17 protein-coding genes and 1 pseudogene are annotated in these 23,660 nt (G+C 71.9%); 10 read left to right on the top strand and 8 right to left on the bottom strand.

Translation table 11 applies throughout. The annotated features are described in order from the left end of the window. Positions 1 to 175: 175 nt before the first annotated feature. The 3 genes from H300_RS0111340 to H300_RS26330 form a co-directional block, all read right to left on the bottom strand. On the bottom strand, positions 176 to 994 hold the full coding sequence (locus tag H300_RS0111340; protein WP_028427524.1) for a helix-turn-helix transcriptional regulator: 819 nt from the start codon (positions 992 to 994) through the stop codon (positions 176 to 178). 159 nt (positions 995 to 1,153) lie between these two features. After that, complete coding sequence (locus tag H300_RS0111345) at positions 1,154 to 2,719, bottom strand: MmgE/PrpD family protein (RefSeq protein WP_051269951.1); 1,566 nt, start codon at positions 2,717 to 2,719, stop codon at positions 1,154 to 1,156. Next, the gene (locus H300_RS26330) at positions 2,716 to 3,711 is read right to left on the bottom strand and encodes a diacylglycerol kinase family protein (protein WP_037980006.1); all 996 of its coding nucleotides are present in this window, start codon (positions 3,709 to 3,711) and stop codon (positions 2,716 to 2,718) included. Before H300_RS26330 ends, H300_RS0111345 begins: the two co-directional genes overlap by 4 nt. A gap of 320 nt (positions 3,712 to 4,031) precedes the next feature. Here H300_RS26330 and H300_RS26335 point away from each other — a divergent pair, with 320 nt between their 5' ends. From H300_RS26335 to H300_RS0111385, 7 genes are all read left to right on the top strand, one after another. Continuing rightward, positions 4,032 to 4,328, top strand: a complete 297-nt coding sequence (locus H300_RS26335) for a phosphopantetheine-binding protein (protein WP_037980010.1) — start codon at positions 4,032 to 4,034, stop codon at positions 4,326 to 4,328. 139 nt (positions 4,329 to 4,467) lie between these two features. After that, positions 4,468 to 10,194: a type I polyketide synthase gene (locus tag H300_RS26340; RefSeq protein WP_078515911.1), complete on the top strand. Its 5,727-nt coding sequence runs from the start codon at positions 4,468 to 4,470 to the stop codon at positions 10,192 to 10,194. A gap of 18 nt (positions 10,195 to 10,212) precedes the next feature. Continuing rightward, complete coding sequence (locus H300_RS0111365; protein ID WP_028427526.1) at positions 10,213 to 11,808, top strand: long-chain-fatty-acid--CoA ligase; 1,596 nt, start codon at positions 10,213 to 10,215, stop codon at positions 11,806 to 11,808. Positions 11,809 to 11,883: 75 nt separating this feature from the next. After that, a complete protein-coding gene (locus tag H300_RS0111370; RefSeq protein ID WP_028427527.1) occupies positions 11,884 to 12,855 on the top strand; it encodes an LLM class flavin-dependent oxidoreductase in 972 nt (323 codons plus the stop codon). A gap of 142 nt (positions 12,856 to 12,997) precedes the next feature. Then, the gene (locus H300_RS0111375; protein WP_037980067.1) at positions 12,998 to 13,774 is read left to right on the top strand and encodes an alpha/beta fold hydrolase; all 777 of its coding nucleotides are present in this window, start codon (positions 12,998 to 13,000) and stop codon (positions 13,772 to 13,774) included. 178 nt (positions 13,775 to 13,952) lie between these two features. Then, positions 13,953 to 14,654, top strand: a complete 702-nt coding sequence (locus H300_RS0111380) for a TetR-like C-terminal domain-containing protein (protein WP_028427529.1) — start codon at positions 13,953 to 13,955, stop codon at positions 14,652 to 14,654. A 103-nt stretch (positions 14,655 to 14,757) separates the two neighbouring features. Beyond that, positions 14,758 to 15,966 carry a cytochrome P450 gene (locus H300_RS0111385; RefSeq protein WP_028427530.1) on the top strand — a complete coding sequence of 403 codons (1,209 nt, stop codon included), beginning with the start codon at positions 14,758 to 14,760 and terminating at the stop codon, positions 15,964 to 15,966. A gap of 26 nt (positions 15,967 to 15,992) precedes the next feature. Here H300_RS0111385 and H300_RS0111390 read toward each other — a convergent pair whose 3' ends face one another. Continuing rightward, a complete protein-coding gene (locus H300_RS0111390) occupies positions 15,993 to 16,172 on the bottom strand; it encodes a hypothetical protein (RefSeq protein ID WP_028427531.1) in 180 nt (59 codons plus the stop codon). A gap of 609 nt (positions 16,173 to 16,781) precedes the next feature. Between H300_RS0111390 and H300_RS26345 the strand changes: the two genes are divergently transcribed. After that, complete coding sequence (locus H300_RS26345; RefSeq protein WP_051269953.1) at positions 16,782 to 18,272, top strand: MFS transporter; 1,491 nt, start codon at positions 16,782 to 16,784, stop codon at positions 18,270 to 18,272. Between the two features lie 113 nt (positions 18,273 to 18,385). Continuing rightward, on the top strand, positions 18,386 to 19,255 hold the full coding sequence (locus H300_RS0111400; protein WP_028427532.1) for an alpha/beta fold hydrolase: 870 nt from the start codon (positions 18,386 to 18,388) through the stop codon (positions 19,253 to 19,255). A gap of 94 nt (positions 19,256 to 19,349) precedes the next feature. Here the strand turns inward: H300_RS0111400 and H300_RS0111405 are convergent, their stop codons facing one another. Further along, positions 19,350 to 20,399 (bottom strand): zinc-binding dehydrogenase, encoded by a 1,050-nt coding sequence (locus tag H300_RS0111405; RefSeq protein WP_028427533.1) that lies wholly within the window; start codon positions 20,397 to 20,399, stop codon positions 19,350 to 19,352. A 104-nt stretch (positions 20,400 to 20,503) separates the two neighbouring features. Between H300_RS0111405 and H300_RS0111410 the strand changes: the two genes are divergently transcribed. Then, entirely contained in the window at positions 20,504 to 21,061 is a 558-nt protein-coding gene (locus H300_RS0111410; protein ID WP_037980012.1) for a TetR/AcrR family transcriptional regulator, read from the top strand. Between the two features lie 127 nt (positions 21,062 to 21,188). Here the strand turns inward: H300_RS0111410 and H300_RS0111415 are convergent, their stop codons facing one another. The 3 genes and pseudogenes from H300_RS0111415 to H300_RS26355 form a co-directional block, all read right to left on the bottom strand. Further along, the gene (locus H300_RS0111415) at positions 21,189 to 21,497 is read right to left on the bottom strand and encodes a DUF3140 domain-containing protein (RefSeq protein ID WP_028427535.1); all 309 of its coding nucleotides are present in this window, start codon (positions 21,495 to 21,497) and stop codon (positions 21,189 to 21,191) included. A gap of 65 nt (positions 21,498 to 21,562) precedes the next feature. Next, positions 21,563 to 21,786 (bottom strand): annotated as a pseudogene (locus H300_RS26350) (hypervirulence associated TUDOR domain-containing protein). A gap of 290 nt (positions 21,787 to 22,076) precedes the next feature. Beyond that, on the bottom strand, positions 22,077 to 23,480 hold the full coding sequence (locus tag H300_RS26355; protein WP_158678353.1) for a CapA family protein: 1,404 nt from the start codon (positions 23,478 to 23,480) through the stop codon (positions 22,077 to 22,079). Positions 23,481 to 23,660 lie beyond the last annotated feature (180 nt).

Here is a 23,660-nt window from a genome sequence, read left to right on the forward strand (position 1 = left end):
GAGACACGAGCAGGAGAGCGGGCCAACACCGCGCGGAGCACGACACCGCCTACCCACCGTGTACCCGACGGCACAGCCCGCAGCCCGGCGGACGGCCCGGGCACTCCGCATCGGCGAGAACTCCCCGGGCTGCGGTCGGCACACCCACTGTGCCGACCGCAGCCCGGCGGACATCTCAGCTGAACGCCTGCAGAGCCCGGGCCGTCCCCGGGTCGGCGGGCAGGAACGTCTCCATCGCCAACTCGGAGACGGTCACGTCCATGGGCGTGTTGAAGGTGGTGACCGTCGAAATGAACGAGAGCACCTCGCCGCGCACCTCGATGCGCATCGGCAGTGCGTAGGGATGCGCCTGCTCCATGCCGGCGGGTTCAGCCTCCGTACGGCTCCCCGCCGGCGCCGGGAGGGCGGAGACCTCGCTGTGCAGAGCTCGCAACTCGTCCGAGGAGCGCATGACGACCTGTCGCTCCAGACGCTCCAGCAAGTGCGCGCGCCACTCCGCGAGATTGCGGATGCGTGGCGCGAGGCCCTCCGGGTGCAGGGTGAGCCGCAAAGCGTTCAGCGGCGGCGCCAGCAGACGCTCCGGCACCCCCTCCAGCAGGGCGTGCACCCCGCGGTTGGCCGCCACGATGCGGTACATGCCGTCCATCACCAGCGCGGGGTTCGGCTCGTGGGCGGTCAGCACCACGTCCAGGACCGTACTCAGCGCCCCCATGGCCGGATCGTCCAGCGGTGTCTCCGGGTAGATCGGCGCGTAACCCGCGGCGGTCAGGAGCGCGTTGCGGTCCCGCACGGGCACATCCAGGTGCTCGGCCAACCGGAGGAGCATGTCCGGGCTCGGCCGTGAGCGTCCCGTCTCGATGAAGCTGATGTGCCGAGCCGAGCTCTCGGCCTTCAGCGCGAGTTCGAGCTGGCTGATACGGCGCTGTTTGCGCCAGCCCCTCAGCAGCGGCCCCACGGTCGCGGCAGTGACGGTTCCTGGGATGGCAGTCGTCATACCTGTGACGGTATCCGATTGCGGCGCGGAGCATGCCGGCCAATCGCGGCGGCCCGCGGCCTCCGCGCAGCGGACCGCACCGGAAGCCGGAGCACCGGTCCGCCCGGTTCTCCGCTCCGGGTCCGGCGGGAACCCGGGGAGTGCCGCCGCTCCGCCGCCTCAGGGGGCCGGCGGGTCCTGGTGCAGCGCCCGGGTGACCCAGTCGCGCAGCTCGTGCCGGCCCATCAGGTCCAGCCGCGGCGCCGCCTTCGCCACGTCGTCCGGACCGCCGAGCGAGAGGAACTTCTCCCGGGTGAGTTCCTGGTGGTTGGCCCGGGTATGCGGCCCGGCCGCCCCGAGCGGGATGAGGCGCTCCCGGCTCACCGTGCGGCCGTCCCGGAGGCGCACCGTGACCCGGGCGCCGGTGGCCTTCGTCGCGGCAGCGAAGCTCGCAGTCGCGGAGACGGTCCCGGCGCCGACGGCCGGACTGCCGGGCGACGCCTCCCGGGCGAGCCGTACCGTCTCCTCACCGCCGAAGGAGCGGAGCCAGCCGTCGGCTGCGTCCCCCGCCTGCCGCACGGCCTCACCGAACGGAGCCACCGAGGCGAAGAGGGCACGGGTGAGCTCGGGGTCGTGCCGCAACTGCACCCGGTCGGCCAACTCCCAACGCCCGGGCTCGTCGATCCTCGGTGCGGCGAAGTCGGCTTCCGTGAGGCTGCCGGTGAGCAGGGCGGTGGCAACCGGATAGGGGGTGTGCAGGACGAGGGCACCGAGCGGCGCATCCGGACCGGTCACGTAGCGGTCGGCCAGCCGTCCGGCGTAGAGGGTGTAGAGCGACGTGTCGACCGCCACCTCCGCCACCTCCTCGCTCGCCACTGCTCCCAGCACTCCGTGCAGTTCGAGCGCGCAGTCCACCGCCGCGTCGATGCCGGGGCCGCCGGGACGAAGCTTGAAGGACAGCGTCTCGGTGTACCAGCGGCTGCCGAGCCGGTCCCGCAGCGCCTCGGGCAGCGGAACGGAGGCGAACCGGGCCAGGAAGCCGTCCGGATGCTCCAGGATGTCGGGGGCGCCCCCGAGCCCGGCGGCCGCGCCGTCGCAGGCGTCCATCGCCGTGCGGACCGGTGTGAACGCGTTGAACAACCGGCCGTCGCTGGACAGGAAGGCGCGCATCAGCGGCAGGCCCGGCATCGCGAAGGCCAGGCCCAGCGCGTCGGTCCAGCGCGCGGCATCGGCGCCCTCGCAGTGCAGCCGGCCTGCCACACCACCGGCGAGGTGCGTGTGGATGGCGCTCTGCCCGCGCAGGGGGCCGAGCGTGGCGGCCGCGGTGATCCGGGCGGCGCACTCGTTCGCCGCGACGACGGCCGTCAGCAGGGCGGCGCCGTCCAGTTCGCCCGCGAGGGCGAAGGCGAGCGGCACGGCGACAGTGGAGTTCGACAGGTGACCGGCGTAGGCGGTGTCGTCGAGGTTCAGCCAGGAGCCGAGGCCGGCCAGTACGCAGGCGCCGGTGCGCGGATCGTCCTGGAGCGGCGGGCCGAAAGCCCCGGTCAGCCGGCGCCCGAGCGGGTGCGCGGCGCCGGCCCGGATGGAGGCGAGTTGCGAGAGCACCTGGCTGGTCGCGAGCGCCCGCACCCGTCGTGGGACGTCCTCGGGGCGCAGGCCCGCGGCCCACGCCGCCAGCCCGGGAAGCAGCGGTACCCCCGGGGCTCCGGAGTCCGGTACGTCCGACGCGGCGCGGACGGAGGTCATGCCCGGCTCCCCACCGTCGACGCGGCACCCCAGGCGGTCAGCGCCCCGGGAAGCACCTGAAGCGTCATGCTGGTGTGGCGGGCCGGCTGGAGTTCGCCGTCGTGCTCGAAGCACAGCGGGCTCCCGTCAAGACGCTCCACGACGATTCGGCGGCCCCGGCCGTACACGACGCCGGGATGCTCCAGGTGCTCGGCGTGCCTGGTCAGCTCCGGTACGGAGGCGGGTGCCACCTCGGCTCCGATCACGCACACGTCGAGCAGGCCGTCGTCCAGCTCCGAACGCGGCAGAACGAGGAACGTGCCACCGCGGTAGCGGCCGCCCCCGACGTTCGCGAGGACCGTTCCGCCCTCGTGCACGACTCGTCCGTCCACGGTGACCCGGCCCGGGTAGGGGGTGTAGGTGTCGGCGGTCTCCTGGAAGGCCCGCACGTAGCGCTCGCGACCGGACTGCGGGATCCGGCGGGCCGTCACCAGCGCCTCGGCGATCACCCCCGAGCACGCGCCGAGGAAGACCTTCGCGCCGGTCTCCGCCAGCTCGGCCAGGTCGAGGTGGCGGCGGACCGCTCCGCCGGAGTGCCCGTCTCCCCGATCCGGATGCCCGGTCGACCCGAGCAGCGCGGACAGCGCGTCCTGCCAGGCCCACTCGCCCCACAGCATGCGGTAGCCGGAGTTCCCGGTGCCCGCCGGGACGGTGAAGAGCGCTGGGACGGCCCCGGCCCGGGCCGCCACCAGCCCCTCGATGACCTCGCGGACCGTACCGTCGCCGCCCACCGCGACCACCAGGTCCGGCACTTCGTCGGCCGGCCCGGAGCAGATGCCGCGCACCGCCTCCGCCGCGTCCCCCGGACCGGTGGTCAGGTACGGCCGCACATCGCGCACGTACTCCCGGCAGATCGCCGCCACCTCCGCGATGAGGCAGGAACCGGTGGTACCCGCGACGGGGTTGGCGACGATCAGCGCACGTTGGGCAACTGCACCGCGGGGTGCGGTCATGGGGCCTCCCACTCCAGTCGGATCCGGCGGCAGCCTGCCGGTCGGCGGTCGGCACTCCGCTGGGCGGCCGCCCGGGCGGTGCTCGGGAGGGCACGGAGGAGAGCCGGTGGCGCTCACGCGCCCGGAGTGCGGCCGCCCGGGCGTCCTCAACGCACCGCACCGCACTCTGACGGGCGGCGATGACGCCGGCCTGACACCCCGCTGACCTCCGGGGTCATCAGCTGCGGGTCAGTACCGCGTCAGCCACCGCTGGTTGCATGCCAAAGGCGACAGCGAGGGCTTCCCGTGACGCCGGGGCCACGACACCGGAGGGCAGAACTGTGCATGCCGAACTGCGCGCGATGGAGCACTCCGAGCGGAGCGATCTGCTGGAGGAACTCGTGGTGTCCCGCTTCAGGGCGGCTCTGCTCATGGAGGAGGACGAGGAACTGGAGCTGGACATCAGCTACTTCGACCTGGGACTCACCTCGCTGCGCCTGACCGAGATGCGGAGCGAACTGGAAGCCCTGTTCGGAGTCGGCCTCGACGCCACGGTGCTCTTCAACCGTCCGACCGTCGAGCAGCTCCTCGACTACCTCGGCAGCGCGCTCTCCCCGCCGGCAGAGCCCGTCGTCTGAACCCCGCAGCACACCGTCCGGACACGGACTGCGCGCCGCGGTACGCCGACCGTCCCCCGCCGCCCCGGGCGGCGGGCGGCCGGACCAGCGGCACGGAGCCGTACGGCTGCCGACCACCACCAGGACACGGAGGTCCAGAATGCCCGCTGAGGCCGTGTGCACGCACGACCACGCCGAGGAGAGCGCCGCGGACGCACGCGCGGCCCGGCACGAACCGATCGCCATCGTCGGCATGGGCCTGCGCTTCCCGGGCGACTGCTCGACGCCCGAGGAGTTCGACACCTTCCTGCGCGAGGGCCGGTCGGGCATCGGACCGCTGCCCGAGGACCGCTGGGACGCCGACCGGTTCGCCGGGCGCGGACCGGACGACAGGGGCCGTATACAGACGGCGGGCGGCGGGTTCCTGAAGCACATCGACCTCTTCGACGCGCCGTTCTTCAACATCTCGCCCAAAGAGGCCCAGTACATCGATCCGCAGCAGCGCATGGTGCTGGAGACTGCCTGGCACGCCCTGGAGCACGCGAACATCGATCCCGCGCCGCTGCGGCGCGGCAACGGCGGTGTGTACATCGGGGCCAGCTCGATCGACTACGCGCTGGAACTCGACACGCTGCCGTACGAGGACCTGGACGGACATCTCGCCTCCGGGATCACCCTGTTCCCGCTGTCGGGACGGCTTTCCTACTTCCTGGGCTGGCGTGGCCCCAGCGTCAGCATCGACACCGCCTGCTCGTCCTCGCTGTGCGCACTGCACATGGCGGTGCAGGGGCTGCGGAACGGCGAGTGCGACATCGCCCTGAGCGGCGGCGTCAACGCACTGCACCACCCGCGCATCATGGTGATGTTCTCGCACGGCCGGATGCTCGCCCCCGACGGCCTGTGCAAGACCTTCGACGAGTCGGCGGACGGCTACGTGCGCGCCGAGGGGTGCGGCATGCTCGTGCTCAAACGGCTCACCGACGCCCAGCGGGACGGGGACGACGTCCTGGCGGTCGTCCGCGGCACCGCGATCGGCCAGGACGGCGACAGCGCCGGGCTGACCGTGCCCAACGGTCCCGCCCAGGAACTGACCATCCGCAACGCGCTCGCCGCAGCACGCCTCGCGCCGGGCGACATCCAGTACGTCGAGGCGCACGGCACCGGGACACCGCTCGGGGACCCGATCGAACTCGGGGCCATCAACGACGCGTTCGCCGACTCGCACACCCGGGACGAGCCGCTGCTCGTGGGCTCGGTGAAGACCAACCTCGGCCACATGGAGCCCGCCTCCGGCGTGGTGGGTGTCATCAAGACGGTCCTGCAGCTGCAGTCCGGCACCGTCTACCCGCACCTGAACCTCACCACCCCGTCCGCCCGCATCCCCTGGGACCGCTACCCGGTGCGCGTGCCGACCGAGCCGACGCCCTGGGAGGCGGAGACCCGGCGCGCGGTGGTCAACAGCTTCGGTTTCGCCGGCACGATTTCGGCGGTCGTTCTGGAGCAGGCGCCCGAACCGCAGCCGAGTTCACCGCCTCAGCCGCAGCCGTCCGCCGAGAAGGACGCCGGAACCGCCCTGTTCACCGTCTCCGCCAAGAGCGAGGGGGCGCTGCGGGACCAGATCGCCGGCTACCGGGAGTACCTCGACAGGCACCCGGACGCCGACATCACCCGGCTGTGCTACACCAGCAACGTCGGCCGCTCGCACCTCCCCCACCGGCTCGCCGGGCCGGTCTCGAACCGCTCGGACCTGCTCACGATGCTGGAGGCCGGGGGTTTTGAAAGCCGACCGGCCGGCCGCGCGCCGCGCCGGACGGGCTTCATGTTCAGCGGTCAGGGCACGCAGTACGCCGGGATGGGCGCCGAGCTCTACGCACGCTTCCCCGTCTTCCGGCAGTACACGGACGAGTGCGACCGGCTGTTCGCGGACCACCTGCCCGTCTCCGTGCGCGACCTGCTCACCGGCGACACCGCAGACCCCGACTCGATCGACCGGACCGCGTGCACCCAGCCTGCGCTGTTCACGCTGGAATACGCCCTCGCCCAACTCTGGATGTCCTGGGGTGTTCGGCCGGGCGTGCTCATCGGGCACAGCATCGGCGAGGTGACCGCTGCCGCGGTGGCAGGCGTGTTCAGCCTGCCCGACGCCATCACCCTGGTAGCCGCCCGGGCCCGGCTGATGCAGTCGGTGACGGCCCCCGGCGGCATGGTGGCCGTCGGAGCGGGCGAGGAGGACATCGCGCCCCTGCTGGAGGGCTGCTCGGCACTGGGTCTCGCCGCAGTCAACGCACCGGCTCAGTGCGTGGTCTCCGGCGCCGTCGAGGAACTGGACAAGTTCACCGCGCAGGCGAACGAGCGGGGGTACCGCACCGAACGCCTCTCCGTCTCCCATGCGTTCCACTCCACGCTGATGGCGGAGGTATCGGAGCGGTTCCGGGAAGCCCTGGCCGGTATCACCTTCCACGAGGCGACCATCCCGCTGGTCTCCAATCTGACCGGCCGTGTCGCGGACCGGGGCGAACCGGCCTGCGCGGACTACTGGGTACGGCACATCAACGAACCAGTCCGCTTCCGGGACGGCATGCGCGCGATCGCCGGTCGCGGCCGCCACCTCCTCGTCGAGATCGGACCGTCCACCGCGCTCACCGCGCTCGCGCGGCAGAGCGTCGACGCGGAGAAGCACCTCTGGGTGGCCAGCCTGCGACGCCGCGACCGCGGGGCGGGGGCCCGCAGCGTCCTGCGCGGCCTCGCCGAGGTCTTCACCGCCCGTGCCCCCGTGGACTGGGCGGGTGTGCACACCGGCCGCGAGGTGCCGAAGCTGAGGCTGCCCGGCTACGCCTTCCAGCGCAGACGTCACTGGCTGCCGACCCCCAGCAACCGGAAAGGCGCGGTGGAGGGGCGGGCCGCGAGCCGGCATCCGCTGCTGGGCCGCGCCGTCGCCCCGGGAGCCCACCAGCCGGAAGGGACAAAGGAGTTCGTCGCCGACTGCGCCCCCGACTCACCCGAGTGGCTCGCCGGCCACCCCGGTCCCGACGGAACGCCGACGGTGCCGGTCGCCGCCTACGTGGAGCTCCTGCTCAGCCTGCGGGACGCGGTGTACGGCCACACCCGCGGCAGCCTCCGCGACCTGCGCCTGCACGCCCCCCTGCCCGTGCCGGCCGACACCGGCGCGGTGCTCCGCACCCGGCTGGTCCCCGGACGGGACGGCCGTGCCGAGGTGACCGTGTCCAGCCAGGATCCGGCCGACACCAGCGCCGAACGGCTGCACGCGACCGCCGTGCTGGACGACGAGGTCCCCCCGGAGCTGTCCGGCGCCCCCGCCCGCCACTCCGCAGAGGCCCCCAACGCCCTCTCCGCCGCCGAGGAGACGGTCCCCGGGGACGACGTCCGCACCGATCTCGCCTCGGTCGGACGGGAGTACGGCCCCGCGTTCCGCACCGTCACCCGCGCCTCCCGGCACACCGACGGCACCGTCACGGCCGAGCTGGACTGCCGGCCCGTCACGGCACTGGAGCAGCTGCCCCCCGAAGTCCTGGAGAGCGCCCTGCACACGCTGGCCGCGCTCTCCCCGGAGGGCCCGTCGCTGTCCCCGGTCGGTGTCGCACGGGTGCGCCTGGGCAAGAAGCCACGCAGCCCGCACCTGCGGATGGTGGCTCACACGCGCGCCGGCGAGCCCGGTACCCGGTACGCGGACCTCACCCTGCTGGAGGGTGACGAACCGGTCGTCGAACTGGCCGGCGTGGAGATGTCCGTTCCCCCGCCCGGCGAGGGCGGGTCCTTCGTCAACCGGCTGAGCTGGCTGCGGCAGAGCCTCACCCCCGCTCCGGAGGCGGAGACGCGCCGACGCGTCCTCGTGACCGGCCCCCCCGATGGATTCCTCGACGCGGTGGCGGAGCACCCCGGCGTCCACGCCACGGCCCTCGCCGGGCCGGACGGGCTGCCGGCGGCCCTCGCCGAGTCCGGTGCCACCGACGTCTGCTGGTTCTGGACGCCCTCGCCCGATGCGATGTCCGGCGGGCGCCTTCGTGCCGAGTGCGAGCGCAACTACCGGTCGCTGCTCGACGTGGTGGCCGCGCTGGGCCGCTGCGAACCGGGGCGGGCGCCCCGGTTGTGGCTGGTCACCCAGCGCGCCCAGTGGCTCCCCGGGGACCGGGCCGACGAACGGGAGGACCTGCCCGCCGGAACCCTCTGGGGCTTCGGTTCCGTGCTCCTCAACGAGCACCCGGAGTACCGGACCACCCTCGTCGACCTCGGCTCGGCGACCGACGCCGCCGCCCTCGCGGCAGAGTGGTGCGCCCCGGACACCGGCGAGTACCAGATCGCCCACCGGCCCGGCAGGCGCCACGTCCGCCGCATCCTGGCCGGCTCCACCACCCCCGCGTGGCCGGGCGGCTTCACCACCGGAACCGACTCCGCCGCTCCCGCCCCCGCCGCGGACGTCCCGCCGGGCCCGGGCGAGATCCAGGTACGGCTGCGCCGCACCCCGGTCGGTGCGGCCGGACCCCGCCCCGGAGCGATCGCCTCGGGCACCGTCGTCGCGGCGGGAACCGGAGCCGCCCTGCGGCCCGGGACCGCGGTGGAGGTTCCGGCGCCCGGCTCCCCGCGCTCGACCGTGACGGTGGCGGAGGCCTCCGCGCGGACGGCAGCCGCGGCACCGGCTCCCGCGGGGAGCACCGGCCAGGAGGTCTACGGCCTCGACGAACTGGCCGAAGCCCTGCACCGCGCCTCCTCGGGCAGCGGGGGGGCGCCCGCCCCGCACGTCGTCGTCGAGACACCCCGGGAGACGGAAGCGCCGCCCGAGCAGAACCTCGGAGTCCGTCCGGACCGCGCCTACCTCGTCACCGGGGGGCTCGGCGGGCTCGGCCTGGTCACCGCCGAGAAGCTGGTCGACCTCGGTGCCCGGCACCTGACCCTGCTGAGCCGGAACGGCACACCGGCGCGGGAGGCGGCCGCGTCGCTGGAATCGCTCGCGCGGCGCGCCGACGTCACACTGGCGCGGGCCGATCTGGGGACGGCCGAGGACATCGCCCGGGTCGTCCGGGAACTGCGTGCCGGGCCGGTGCCGGTCGGCGGCATCGTCCACGCGGCGGGTGCCGCGGGCACCTCGCCCGTCGACCGACTCAGCTGGGAGGCCATCGATCAGCAGCTCCGGGCCCAGGCGTACGGCGGCTGGGCGATGCACGAGATCAGCGAGGAGTTCCCGGAGCTCGACCTCTTCCTGGTCCACTCCTCGGTCTCCGGGGTGATCGGCGGAGCGACGCAGGCGCACTACGCCGCCTCCTTCGCCTTCCTCGAAGGTCTCGCCGCCTGGCGGACCGCACGAGGGCTGCCGGCCCTGGCCGTCAGCTGGGGCGCCTGGTCCCGGGTGGGAATGTCCGCGCGGCTGGACGACCAACTCGGCCGCGAGCTCCAGCGCAGCGGCATCCGGTACTTCTCACCCGGTCGAGCGCTCCGCGAGCTGACCGCCCTGTCCGCTCCGCCGCCTGGGACCCAGTGGGTGGCGGGCGAGATGGACTGGGCTGCGCTCGCGCCCGCGCTGCTCGGCAACGCGCTCTACGAGCGGGTCCTGCGGCGCGACGTGGACGACGGCGCCGACTTCGACACCAGCAGGCTGCTGGCGCTGGCGGACGAGGAACGCCTGGACGAGATCCGCCGGCTCGTCGTCGGCAGCGTCGCCGCCGCACTCCAGGCGGACGACCCCGAACAGGTGGATCCCGGCACGGAGTTCCTTGCCCTCGGCCTGGACTCGCTGATGGCGCTGGAGGTCAAGAACAGCCTGGAGGCGCTGTTCCGGATTCCGCTGCCGGCCACCTTGACCTTCGACCACCCCACCGCACAGCACGTGGCCGAGCTGCTCGACCGCGCGCTCACCGGCGCCCGAACCGCCTGACATCCACGGGAGACCACCATGACCGGACCGAGCGACTGGACGCTCGCGCGGACGTCGGCCGCACACGCACGTGAGCGCGGCACCCGCACCGCGATCCTCTGCGAGGGACGCGAGACCAGCTACGCGGAGCTGCACCGCAACTCCAACCGGGCCGCACACGCGCTGCGGGCCGCCGGGGCCGAGCCCGGCACCCGCGTGGCCTACCTGGGCCGCGAATCCGAGGACTACTACACGATCGCCCTCGGTTGCGCCAAGTCCGGCGCGGTCCTGGTGCCCGTCAACTGGCGACTGACCTCCGAGGAGGTGGACCACATCCTGCGGGACTCGGGCGCCGCGGTCCTCTTCGTGGACAGCGAGTACGCACCGGTCGTGGAGCGGGTGCGGGAGGGACTTCCCGGCCTGCGGCAGGTCGTACTCGTGGACATGCCGGACGGCCCCGGGCCGGATGAGCCGGGAGCAGGCCTGCGCCGCTGGTGGTCCACCGCGCCGGCGACCGACCCCGAGCCCCCCGCGTCCGGCCCCGAGGACGCGGTGGTGCAGATCTACACGAGCGGAACGACCGGGTGGCCCAAGGGCGCGGTGCTGGCCCAGCGAAGCTTTTTCGTGCTGCCCGCCGCCTCGGCCGAGGCGGGCGTGGACTGGATCGACTGGTTGCCCGACGACGTCAGCCTCATCTCGCTGCCCGGTTTCGGCATCGCCGGTTTCGCCTGGTTCATGCACGGTTTCAACGCCGGCGCCACCAACGTGGTGATGCGCGCCTTCATTCCCCAGGAGGCGGTACGCCTGATCGCGCAGCACGGCGTGACGACCACCTACGCCGCGCCCGCACAGCTCCAGATGATGCTGTCCGAGCGCACGGCCACCCCCGAGGCCTTCGCCTCGCTGCGCCAGGTCGCCTACGGCGGCGCTCCCATCTCCGAGCCGCTGCTGGCGCGCTGCATCGAGGTGCTCGGCTGCGAGCTCGCCCAGATCTACGCGAGCACCGAGACCGGTACCGTCGTCGTCTGCCTGCCGCCCGAGGCCCACGTCAGCGGCAGCCCTCGGCTCCGGTCGGCCGGACGGGCCTGCCCGGGCGCCGAGGTGAAGATCATCGACGCCGACGGGCGGCCCGTGCCGACCGGCAGCACCGGGCAGGTCTGCGTCCGCACCCCGGCCAGGATGCTCGGCTACTGGAACCTGCCCGAGGCCACGGCCGGCACGCTGGTGGACGGCTGGCTGCTGATGGGGGACGCCGGGTACCTCGACGAGGACGGCTACCTCTACCTCTGCGACCGGATCAACGACACCATCATCGTGGCCGGCCAGAACGTCTACCCGTCCGAAGTGGAGCGGGCCCTCGCCGGGCACCCCGCCGTCGCCGACTCGGCGGTCGTCGGCCTGCCGCACGAGACCTGGGGCGAGGCCGTGCACGCCTGCGTCGTCTTCCGTCCGGATACCAGGGCCACCCCGCGGGAACTGCTGCTCCACCTCCGGGAACGGGTCGCGGACTACAAGATCCCGGTCGGCTTCCACCCCGTGGAGGTACTCGCCCGCAATCCCGCCGGGAAGATCCTGCGCCGCGAGGTGCGCGAGCAGCTCCGCGCAGCCACCCGGGAGCCGACCGCCGCACCATGAGCCCGGCCCGGCCGCGCGTCCAGCCCACCGCACCACGCTCGACCGATCCCACCTCATCCATGAAGGGAGGCCGCGATGGACACGCTCGGAATCGGCGTTCTGCTGCCGACGAGGGAGCAGGCCATGACCGGTGACTTCGCAGCGAACCCACTGCTCGACTTCGCCCGTGAGTCCGAGGAACTCGGCTTCGACTCGCTGTGGACCGGTGACTCGCTCACCGCTCGCCCCCGGCTCGACCCCCTGGTCGTCCTGGCCTCGGCCGGCGCGGTCACCGACCGGATCACGCTCGGAACCGCCGCGCTGACACCCGCGCTGCGGCATCCGCTGATCGGCGCGAACATGCTGTCCAGCGTCGACCAGGTGTGCGGCGCCCGTCTGGTGCTCGGCCTCGGTTCCGGCTTCCCCGTACCGGAGACCGAGGAGGAGTTCGCCTCGGTGGGTGCGCCGTTCCAAGGGCGTGCCGGGCGCCTGGACGAGACGGTGCGGCTCTGGCGCACCGCCTGGCGGTCCACCGAGGCAGGCCGGCCCACGGCGTTCCAGGGCCGCTACTGGCAGGCCGACCGGCTGGACCGGCTGCCTCCGCCTCGGCGCGCGGGCGGACCGCCGCTGTGGCTGGCCGGCAGCGACACGCCTCGGGTGCTCGCCAGGGTCGCCCGGCAGTACGACGGCTGGCTGCCCTTCCTGCCGACACCGAGCGCGTACGGAACGGCTCTGCGGGAGATCGAGCGGCTCACCGCGGAGGCCGGCCGGCAGGCCGGCTCGGTCACTCCCGGCCTCTACGCCACCGTCACCCTCGGCGCGGACCGCGTCGCGGCACGCCGTGAACTGGAGCACTACGTCGAGCACTACTACGGCCGTTCACTCGACACCATGGCGACCATCCAGGCCTATGCGTGGGGCGGGCCCGAACACATCGCGGAGTGGCTGGCCGACTACGTCCGCGCGGGCGCACGGCACATCGTCCTGCGGATCGGGTCACTCGACCCCCGTCCGCAACTCAAGGAGATCGCCGCTTCCGTCATCCCCGCCCTGCGCGCCCTTGGCTGAGCCCCGCCCCCGGGAAGACCGGAAGCACGTACCGCCACGCACCGTCGGGAGCCACCGGGTGGCGTCCGGGCCGGGGACGCGGCGCACAGCACCCCACGACGCATCTCGCCAGAGACACGGAGGTCACACAGTGAGCAACGCCATGGTCAGCAGGATTTCCGCAGCCGGACAGTGGTTCCAGCCGGAGGAGGTGTCCCCGGATGCGGCGATCCGGCTCCTCCTCTTCCCGCACGCCGGCAGCGGAGCGATCATCTACCGCGAGTGGGCCGACCTGCTGCCCGGTCACGTAGGCGCGCAGGCGCTGACGCTTCCGGGCCGCCAGGAGCGCCGCGACGAGACGCCTTACACCGAGTGGGACTCGCTGCTCGACGCCCTGTTCGACGTGGTGCGCGACGAGCTCGACGACCGGCCGTTCGCGTTCTTCGGGCACTGCCTCGGTGCCCAGCTCGCCTACCACCTCACGCTGCGGCTCGCCGCCGAGGGGATGGCGCAGCCCTTGCTGCTGGGCGCCTCGGGCTGGGCTCCGGAAGGCTTCTTCAACCCCACCGAGAAGGACGTCGGCATGCCCCAGGAGGAGCTGATCGGCTGGATGAAGGCCCTGGGCTCCTTCCCTTCCGAGATCTACGACGACCCGCAGGTCCTCGACATGGTGATCCCGGCACTCCGCTCCGACCTGGCCGTGTGCTCACGGCGGGTGGACCGCGGCGGCGCGGTGCCCTGCCCGCTGGTCACCTACGGGGGCCGTGAGGACGCCCTGATGGAGAAGGAGGGCGCCTTCAGCTCATGGGAGAACCTGAGCCCGCGCCACCTGGGGCACAGCGAGTTCTCCGGCGGCCACTTCTTCATCGACCAGCACGCCCTCGCCGTCACCTCGGACTTCGCCCGGCACCTGGAACGGGAGGCGGCGGCGCTGGGCTGAGCGGCACGGACACCGCGTGCGGCACCCACCGCCCGACAGGAGGGACGCCCCGGCCCGCGACCCGGCCGGCACCGGTGTCCCCGGCCGGCCCACCACGATCCGTACGCCTCCTACCTCCCGATTACCCCTTACCTCTCGCGTAATCGACAGCGGCTCCACGCCGCGTGAGGGTACCGGCATGACACACGAGCAACTCCGGAACCGGTCCGACGACACCACGACGGCAGTGAAGCAGGAGGCGCGGCGGCGGCTGGCCGAGCGGCGGAAGCCCGACCTGCGGACGCCCGCGCTGGCCGCAGCGGCCGGAGTGCCGGACCACGACGCCCAGCAGGTCTTTCCCGGCGACTGGGACCTCCTGACCTCCCTGGTCCTGGAGGCCTACCACGCGATGGGGGACCGGGCCGAGGCAGCCGCGCAGGGGGCCCGTGCCGCGGGTGCGTCGCCGCTGGAGGAGTGGACGGCCATCTGCCTGGCGGTACGGCAGTGGGCGGCGGAGGATCCCGACAGCTACACGCTGATCTGGGGCTCCCCCGTCCCCGGGTACGAGGCCCCGGCCGAGACGATGGTCGCGGGCGCCAGGACCGTCCTGTGCCTGCTGGCCGTTCTGCGGGACGCCCACCAGCAGGGCGCCCTGGAGACCTTCGCCGACGACCCGGAGCCCTCCGAGGGCATGCAGCGCAACGTGGAGCCGCTGGCGGAGGGCCTTCTCGCCGGACTGCCCGCACCCGTCATCGCGCGCATGCTGACCGCGTGGACCCAGCTGCACGGCATGCTCGCCTTCGACGTGTACGGGCACATCGCGGGCGTCGCGGCGGACCCGGTTGCGTTCTTCGCCCACAGCTCGACCGCGATGGGCCGCTACGTCGGGCTCCCCCGCTAGGGTCCGTCCCTCGACGGCCCCTGGACCGCGCACAGCCGATCGTCCAGCACAGCGCGTCGCAGTCGACGCCACCAGGCGACACGAGGACCAGCAGAGGAGCCGCATGTCACCCGAGACCGACCAGCTGATTCCGGATTGGCCGTTCCCGAGAACGGAGGACGGGGAGCTTCCCCCCGCACTGGCGCGGCTGCGCAAGGAGCCGCCGTGCCTGGTACGGCTACCCGAAGGCACCGCGGAGGCACGCCTCGCCTGGCTCGTGACACGCTACGCCGACGTCCGCGAGGCGCTCGGCCACCCGCTGCTGAGCGCCGACGAGACCCTCCCGGGCGCTCCGGTACGCATCCAGGTGCCGCCGGGCCACAACCCGAGTTCTTTCCTCCGGATGGACGACCCGGAACACGGGCGGCTCCGGGGGATGATCCAGACCGAGTTCACGATGCGCCGGGTCCGGCGGTTGCGCGGGGACATCCAACGGCTCACCGACCAGCTGCTGGACGACCTGGCCGCTTCCCCGCAGCCGGCCGACCTGCACGACACGTTCTCCCGCAAGCTCCCCACGCTGGTCATCGCCCGGCTGCTCGGAGTGCCGGACGAGGACTCCGGGTTCTTCATCGAGAAGACCCGGGTGACCATCTCCCAGGAGGACCCGGCACTGTCGTACGCGGCCTATCTCGACATGTCCGCCTACCTGGCACAACTGGGGAAGCGGCGCCTCGACGAACCCGGGGACGACCTCATCAGCCGGCTGGCGTGCAACCACGTGGCCACCGGTGAGATCGATCTCGACGACCTCGTCGGCATCGCCCGGCTGGTCCTCGTCGCCGGGCACGAGACCACCACCAACCAGATCGCACTCAATATTCTCAGCCTGCTCCGGGACGACGAACTACGCGCCAGGGTGGCCGCGGACGAGGGCGCGCTGGTCCCTCAGTACGTCGAGGAATCGATGCGCTACTGGTCGATCTCCCAGGACGCCGTCGTGCGGCAGGCGCTCGAGGACGTCGAGATCGGCGGAGTCACCTTCGCCAAGGGCGATGCGGTCGTCATCTCCATCCCCTCGGGCAACCACGACGAAGCGGTCTTCGGCTGCCCGCAGCGGATCGACGCGGAGCGGGACACCTCCGGCCATCTGCAGTGGGGCTACGGTCCGCACTACTGCCAGGGCGCACCCCTGGCCCGGCTGGAGATGGACATCTCGCTGCGCACCCTGCTGCGCCGTTTCCCCACGCTCCGGCTAGCCGCCGAGCCGCGGGACATCATGCGACGGGGCACCGTCTTCCACGGAGTGACCCGTCTGCCCGTGACCTGGTAGGCGCCGCCCCTCCGCGTCGAGCCCCGTCAGGCGGCCCGACGCGGCTCCGCAGCCTGCGGGGCACCCGATGGACCGGCGCCGCGCTCCTGTTCCGCCTCCTGCCGCAGGAGGCGGACCTCCTCCTCCCCCGGCGCGCCCAGGAACACCGTGAGGAACTGCACCCACGCGTGCCGGAGGGTCTCGCGCTCGTGCCTGCGCTGTGACATGTCAACTCCCGAGGGGAACGGCCGGGCGGGGCCGGGGCGGTCCGAAGGAATCGGACGAATCTGCTGGACCGAATAGCACTCGAGTACACCGGATAAATCCTCGAAATCACCATCACGGGAGCGCGGCGACACGGGGAGTACGGAACGTTTGGAAATTCCGACATAAAGGGATGAGCGGACGACAAAAAACTTCGCACCACCCCCGGAACTTACGGCGACCTGTCGGTCTCTCGTCATTACAACAGCCCGGACACGTTCGCGAAAGAGGTACGTCCTCCACCCAGAAACCGTCAGACCGACGTCAGAACGGCATCAGTCGCTACTCGAAGTCATGCGGCATGAACCACCCGAAAACTGTCGGCAAAAGCAACACGACGGAAATCCCTCTCCGTCCGCTGCGCGCCGCCCGCCCTCGACGAAGACCCTCATTACCCCGCACGTAATTGCCCGTCGTCGGCCCGGGGATCACTCTGTTTCCGTGCGTCCGCGGTCCCGGGACCAGGACCGGCACCCCGTACGCCCGCAGGTTCCGCCGTGATCCGGCGGTGCCGCCCACAGGCTCCGGACGCCCGGGGCCGCCAGTGACGAACACCAGGAGCGCAGCCCCCGATGACCTCAGAAGCAAGTCCGCACCCCCCGGCCGCCGACGGGGCCCCGAAGGACCGGCCGTCCCTGGCGGCGCTGGCAGTCGTTCTGGTGGGCACCTTCATCACCGTCCTCGACTACTTCATCGCCAACGTGGCGGTGCCGGCGATTCAGACCGACCTCGGCGCGGGATCCGCCCAGGCGCAGGCGGTCATCGTCGGCTACGGAGTCACGTTCACCGCAGGACTGATCACCGCGGGCCGGCTCGGCGACATGTTCGGCCGCCGCCGCATGTTCGTGACCGGCATGGCACTGTTCATGGTCTCCTCCCTGGCCTGCGGAATCGCACCGGACGTCACCACTCTGGTCATCGCCCGCATCGTGCAGGGAGCGGCCGGAGCCCTGCTCGTCCCGCAGGTGCTCGGCATCATCGGCACCGTGTACACCGGCCCCAGCCGGGCCAAGGCCTTCACCGTCTACGGTCTGGTCATCGGGATGGCGAGTGTCTTCGCCCAGGTCATCGGCGGCGCCCTGATCACACTGGACGTGGGAGGACTTGGCTGGCGGACCATCTTTCTGATCAACATCCCGATCTGCCTGGCCGCCCTGGCCTTCGTGCACCGCACGGTCCCCGAATCACGAGGGGCTGCCCACGTCCGCCTGGACCTCCCCGGCACCCTCCTGGTCACCGCTGCCCTGGGAGTCACCGTCTTCACCCTCGTCGAGGGCGGCCACCAGGACTGGCCCGTGTGGAGCTGGCTGGGCCTGAGCGCCTCCGTCGCGCTCCTGGCAGCGTCCGCGCAGTACATGCGGAAGCAGGGAGCACGGGGGAACAGCCCTCTGATCGAACCGGCCCTCTTCAGGGTCCGCACCTTCTCGATGGGGCTGCTGGCCACTCTGACCTATTTCCTGGCCATGGGTTCCTTCTTCTTCATCCTCGCCCTCTACCTCCAACTGGGCCGCGGAATGACGGCGTTCCAGTCCGGCCTGGCCTTCCTGGCCCTGGGTGCCGGTTACTTCGGGGCCTCGCTGGTAGCCGCCCGGGCGACTACGGTGACCGCCCGGAGCGTGGCCCGCGGGCCGGTCGTCCTCGCGGTCGGATATGCCGGCGCCGCTCTCGCCGCGACCCAACTCGGCGTTTCCGGACAGATCGCGTGGATGCTGCCTGCGCTGGTGGTTGCCGGCGTCGGGATGGGCATGACCACCGGCCCGTTGACCAACTTCGTGCTGGGGTCCGCCTCCCCCGACCACGCCGCCTCCGCCTCGGGCTTGCTGAACACCGCGCAGGAGGGCGGGGCCGTGGTCGGGGTGGCGATCGCTGGCCTGGTGTTCTACCCCGTACTCGCCGACGCGGCGAACTTCACGGACGACTACGCGTCGGCCTTCGCCGTCACCTTGCTCCCCCTGATCCTCTTCTGCGCCGCGGCCGCCACGATCGTGCTGGCCTCGCCCGCCCGAGCGACGCCTGCCGGTGGTGGGCCCACCGAGAGCGGCGCCACCGCCGACACCCGCTGACCCCGCCGCTGAAGGGCTCGCACCGGCAGCCGGGGCGGGCCCATCCGCGCTCCCCAGCGCCCCTCGCTTACCCGCACTTACCCGCACTTACCCGCACTCCAGGAAGGCACGCCATGCCCCATCTGACCACGAGTGACGGTACCCGGCTGTACTACCAGGACTGGGGCACGGGTCGACCGGTCGTCCTGCTCGGCACCGCCATGCTCGACTCCCGGATGTGGGAGTTCCAGGCACCCTTCCTGGCCGGGCAGGGATTGCGCTGCATCGCCTACGACCGGCGCGGCTGCGGCCGCTCGGACGTGCCGTGGACGGGCTACGACTACGACACGCTCGCCGATGACCTGGCCGACCTCGCCGATCATCTCGACCTGCGAGATGCGGTTCTCGTGGGTTACGCGATCGGCGGGGGCGAGGCCGTGCGCCACCTCAGCCGCTACGGCACCGAACGGTTCTCCCGGCTGGCGCTCGTCGCATCCACCACCCCGTTGATGGCGCGTACCGACGACCACCCGGAGGGCCTCGACCCCGCCGTGCTGGACGAGATGACCGCGGCGATCCGGCACGACCGGGCCCAGTGGCTCGGCCAGCTCACCGGACCGTTCTTCGGGGGAGCCCGGCCCGCCCCGGATGCGGAGGCGGGCACCGCGTCGGGCACCGGGATACCGACCGGTCGAGCGGTCTCCCCCGAACTCGCCGACTGGTTCATGAACACCGCGCTGAGCACCTCGCCACGAGCCGGCACGGAGCTGTACCGCACCCTTTTCCACACCGACCAGCGGGCCGAGGCGACCGCGCTCACGCTGCCCACCCTGATCATCCACGGCAGCGGCGATCTCGCCGCGCCCTACGACCTGTGCGCCCGCCGCACGGCCGCGTTGATCCCGGGCAGCACGCTGGTCTGCTACGCGAACGCGCCGCACGGCCTCTTCGCCTCGCATGCGGATCGACTGAACCAGGACCTGCTGGCGTTCGCGAAGGAGTGACCTCACGCTCGGGGTGAATCTCGGGGGCGGGGTCCTGTCGACGCACCAGACCGACAGGACTCCCGCACCCGCCGCCGAAACAGCGGAATGCCCCTCACGGGTTCAGAACGATCTTGCCCACGTGCCCCCGGCGGGCGAGCTCCTCCTGTGCCCGCGCGGCCTGGTCCAGGGGGAAGGCCGCGGCGACGACCGGCCGGACCCCGTCCCGGCGGGCGAGCTCCATGAGGAGGTCGAAGTGCGTGGGCGTGTGCATCGAGGAGCCGATCACCTGCGCGTTGTGCAGGTAGAGGCGGCGCACGTCGAAGCTCAGGCCGTAACCGCCGAGCGCACCGGCGACGACCCACCGGCCGCCTTCGCGCAGTAGTGGGAGCGCCTCGCCCACCAGAGCCCCGGCGACGACGTCGAGCGCGACGTCGATGCCCTCCGGTGCGACGGCGCGGAGCTGCTCCGGGACGTCCCGGGCGCGGTCGAGGACTTCGTGGGCGCCCGCCTCGCGCACCGCCCCGATCTTGGACCCGCTGCTGAGGGCGAGCACCCGCGCTCCGCGTGCCCGGGCGATCTGCACCAGCGCGAGACCCACACCGCCGGACGCTCCGGAGACCAGGACCGTCTCCCCCGCCCGCAGGCGGCCCCGCTCGATCATGCCCAGGGCAGTGCCGTAGGCGGTGGGCAACGCCGCGAGCTGCTCGTCCGTGAGCGGGGATTCGGTCATGTCGTGCACACGCTCCACCGGCGCGGTCACGTACTCGGCGTAGCCGCCGTCGCGTTCGCTCCCCATCAGGCCCACCGGGTTCGCGTGCGGCCCGTCGCCGTCGTAGAGCGCCGGATCGACGACCACGCGGCGGCCGACGAGGCCCTCGTCCGCACCGTCGCCGACGGCCGCCACCCAGCCGGCCACGTCCGCACCCTGGACGCGCGGGAAGCCGATCGGACCCCGCCAGCCGGACAGCGCCTCCGGGTCGCCCGGGAGGCCGTAGGCGCCCTCCCGCGTCCACAGGTCGGTGTTGTTCAGCGCCACCGCGGCGACCCGCACCAGCACCTCTCCCGCCTGCGGTACGGGTACGGGCGTCTGCACCGCCTCCAGCGCCTCCGGGCCTCCGTGCTCCACGAGCCGCACGGCGCGCATGGTCTCGGGCACGTCCATCTCGCAACCTCCTCCTCACCCCCACAGGGGTACACTGGTCGGTGAATTCGCTCCAAGGTACACCGATCGGTAAAGGTAAGCCTCCCGTGCAGGAAACCCAGCCCATGACACCGGCCGGCCGCCGCATCCTGGCCGCCGCCGAGGAGCTCTTCTACCACCGCGGCATCACCCCGGTCGGCGTGGACCTGATCGCCGAGCACTCCGGCGTGACCAAGCGGACCCTGTACAACCGCTTCGGTTCGAAGGACCACCTCGTGGCGACCTACCTCACGGAACGCGACCGGCGCTGGCGCTCGCTCGTCCGCGACACCGTCGGCGTCGGCGACGACGCCGTCGAGGCCGTCGGCGCGCCCTTCGACGCACTGCGGACCTGGAGCGAGGAGAACAGCCGCGGATGCGCGTTCCTCAACGCGCTGGCCGAACTCCCGGACCCCTCGCATCCCGCGCACCGCATCGCCGCGGACCAGAAGCTCTGGCTGCGGAACCTGTTCGAGGAACTCGCCGGCGCCGCCGGATGCCCGGACCCCGCCACCCTCGCCACCCAACTCCTCGTCCTGCACGAGGGGGCACTCGCCACCCAACCACTCCCGCTCGACACCCTCGCGGCGAGCACCCACCTGGCACGGGCCCTCGTCCGGGCCGCCGCCCCGCCCCGGCCGTAGGCACGCACCCACCGCACCGGCGCCCGGCACCCCTGTGCGCCCTGTGCCCTGCTCCCGCTCTCCCGCGCCGAAGACGGCGTCCGGCCCTCCCGTGCCGGTGCTGCCGTACCGCCCCGCCCCCGACGCGTCACGACGTGGGGTCGTGACCGCAGTTCATGAGGGAGTAGCGCCACGGGGTGTCCGTCACATCCCCGGTGGGCCGCTGCTCGACGTGCCGGTGCACGTATCCGACGACCGTGCGCATGTGCGCGAGGTCGTCGTCAGTGAGTTCCGAGTCCTTCTTCCCCAGCAGTGCCACGATGCGCCGCCCGGACGCGTGGCCCACGCCCTCACTCCCGTCGCTCGACTGACCCACACTCTTCGACTCGTCCGTGGCCAGCCACTTCTCAAGGCCGCGCGGAGTCGTGTTCACGACCTTGCCGAACTCGCCGACGATGTCCTCGTCACGGCCCCCGGCGCCGGCCTTCCCGCGGCCGGCGCCATTCCCACCGTCCCCGCCGCTCACGAGTCGGTGCCCTTCCTCCGCAGGGACTCCGGCTTGTGCACCGCCCTGCGACCCGACTCCTCGCTCTCGACCTCGTACTGCGGTCCGTCCTTCGAGGCGTCGACGGTGCGTCCCGCAGTCTCCGTGCGTCTCGTGATCTTCTTCTTCACCTTCCCCGGAACGCTCTGCTCGTGCTGCTCCAGGTGACGCGGTAGCCGTTGGCGAGCTCCTTCTTGCCCATGGTCCGTTCACTCCCGCCGGATCGCCCCCACGGTGGTTGATACTCCTTCCACTGTCCCGCTCGCCGGGCCCAGGCGCATTCCGGCAACCGCTGCGGACAGCACGAGGCAGCACGGCTCACCGGTCGGCCCGCTCAAGGCACTGGCGCGACGGCGGCTGAAGGGGTTCCCGCATACAGGCGAGGGCGCGGGTGAGGCCCTCCAAGCTCTCCGCAAGGGCACCCTCCCGGCGACGGACCCCTCGTCCCATACGTGCGTCGAACCGTGGCAAGCCCATCTCCACCCTCGTCTGCTACTGCGGACTCACCTGCGGAGACGACGCCTGAGGCCGGGTGGTCGACAGCTTCTCCTCCGACCCGACCCGCACCACTGCCACGCCCTCCTCGATGGCCAACTCGGTTCCCAGGTCTGCGCTCAGCCTTTGCATCCGAGACAGGATCCGCTCACCGGCCGCGCCTTGGGCGAGACGGGGCACTCCCCACGCTGCCCCATCGCTGTGATCGCCGAGAACCAGGGGACGGAGGCTGAGGTCATAACCTCCCTCCCGCAACCGCAAAAAGGCAGCAGCGGACTCAGAAAAGTTCGGATTCCCGAAGATGCTGCGATGCTGGGCAGTCAGAACCTCCGGAACCGTGGCCGCGCCATACGGAACTCCAGCAGAGATCCACGTTTCCCGGGGCACTGCGTCCATACTGTTGGACATCATCGCGAAGTCACCGAGGGAGTACAGGATCGGCACACCCTGGTACAACTCCACCCCCCGAAGCTGATGCGGTCCGTGACCGATCACGATATCCGCACCCGCTTCGACGACACGGCGACAAATGTCGGTCACGAAACCGGCCGGGGACTCCGAATAGTTGGTGGGCTCGTGTGAATGAAGCGAGAAGGCAACGAAATTGCTGTTCTGTCGGGCCTGGCGTACGGTCAACAACATCTCCCGCACGTCTCCCTCTTGAACCTTGTACGCCACAACGGGTTCGTCCTCCAGTTGACCCCGTTCGACCGGCTGGAAGACGTTTCCCATGAAGTAGATGGTGTCGCGTTCGGGTACCTCGACGTTGTTGAGCATGTTCGGATGAGATGCGGCCAGCTCGCGGAGACGCTCCCAGATCTCTCTCGGTACACGCGCTACCGGAGTACTGCGAACAGCTGATACGCCGGGTCGACCGGGGATCTCCCCCAGGGGGTTCCCGGCACGCGCCTGCGCCGGGAACGTGGTGGTGGCCGCTATGAGCGCCACGCGGCCGTGGGCGGTATCGAGGTAGCGCGGAGCACGGGCCGCAGCGAGGTTGCGCCCCGTGCCAGCGCCTGTCAACCCGGCACTGTTCACCGCGGTCAGAGTATCGAGCAGCCCCTGGCTTCCCCAGTCCAGGGAATGGTTGTTCGCAAGGCTCAGCAGATTGAACCCCAACGCGCGAAGGTCGTGGGCGATGCTCGGGTCAGCATGCAGCCATGGCCCTGCGGCCTCCGCCGCCGGCGAACCACTGAAGGTGTTCAGGTCGATGAGGCAGCACTCAAGATTGCCGAACAGCACGTCCGGCTCCTTCAGCACGGCGAGCAGATCTGCCTGCGTTGCCCGAAGCGTCGCCGACATCGGGCGCAGATACATCACGTCGCCGACCGCTCCGAACGAGAAGCCGTCACGAGCCGGCGTCCGCGGTACGTCTGCCAGTTTTCCGGACGTCAGGCGCAATCTTCCACTCCTGTTCTCGCAGGTTACCTGGAGGAGACGATCCCCTCTGAGACATGTGGACCGGCCCCGCACCCGGCCTGTGCTCTCACCCGTCCGTGAGCCGTGGCGACGGAAGTCCGGCGACCAGCGCCCGCGGTGCCGTAAGGACGCCGACCCGGACAAGGTGCCGGCCGAGGCGCT

The sequence above is a fragment of the Streptomyces sp. TAA040 genome (assembly GCF_000424845.1).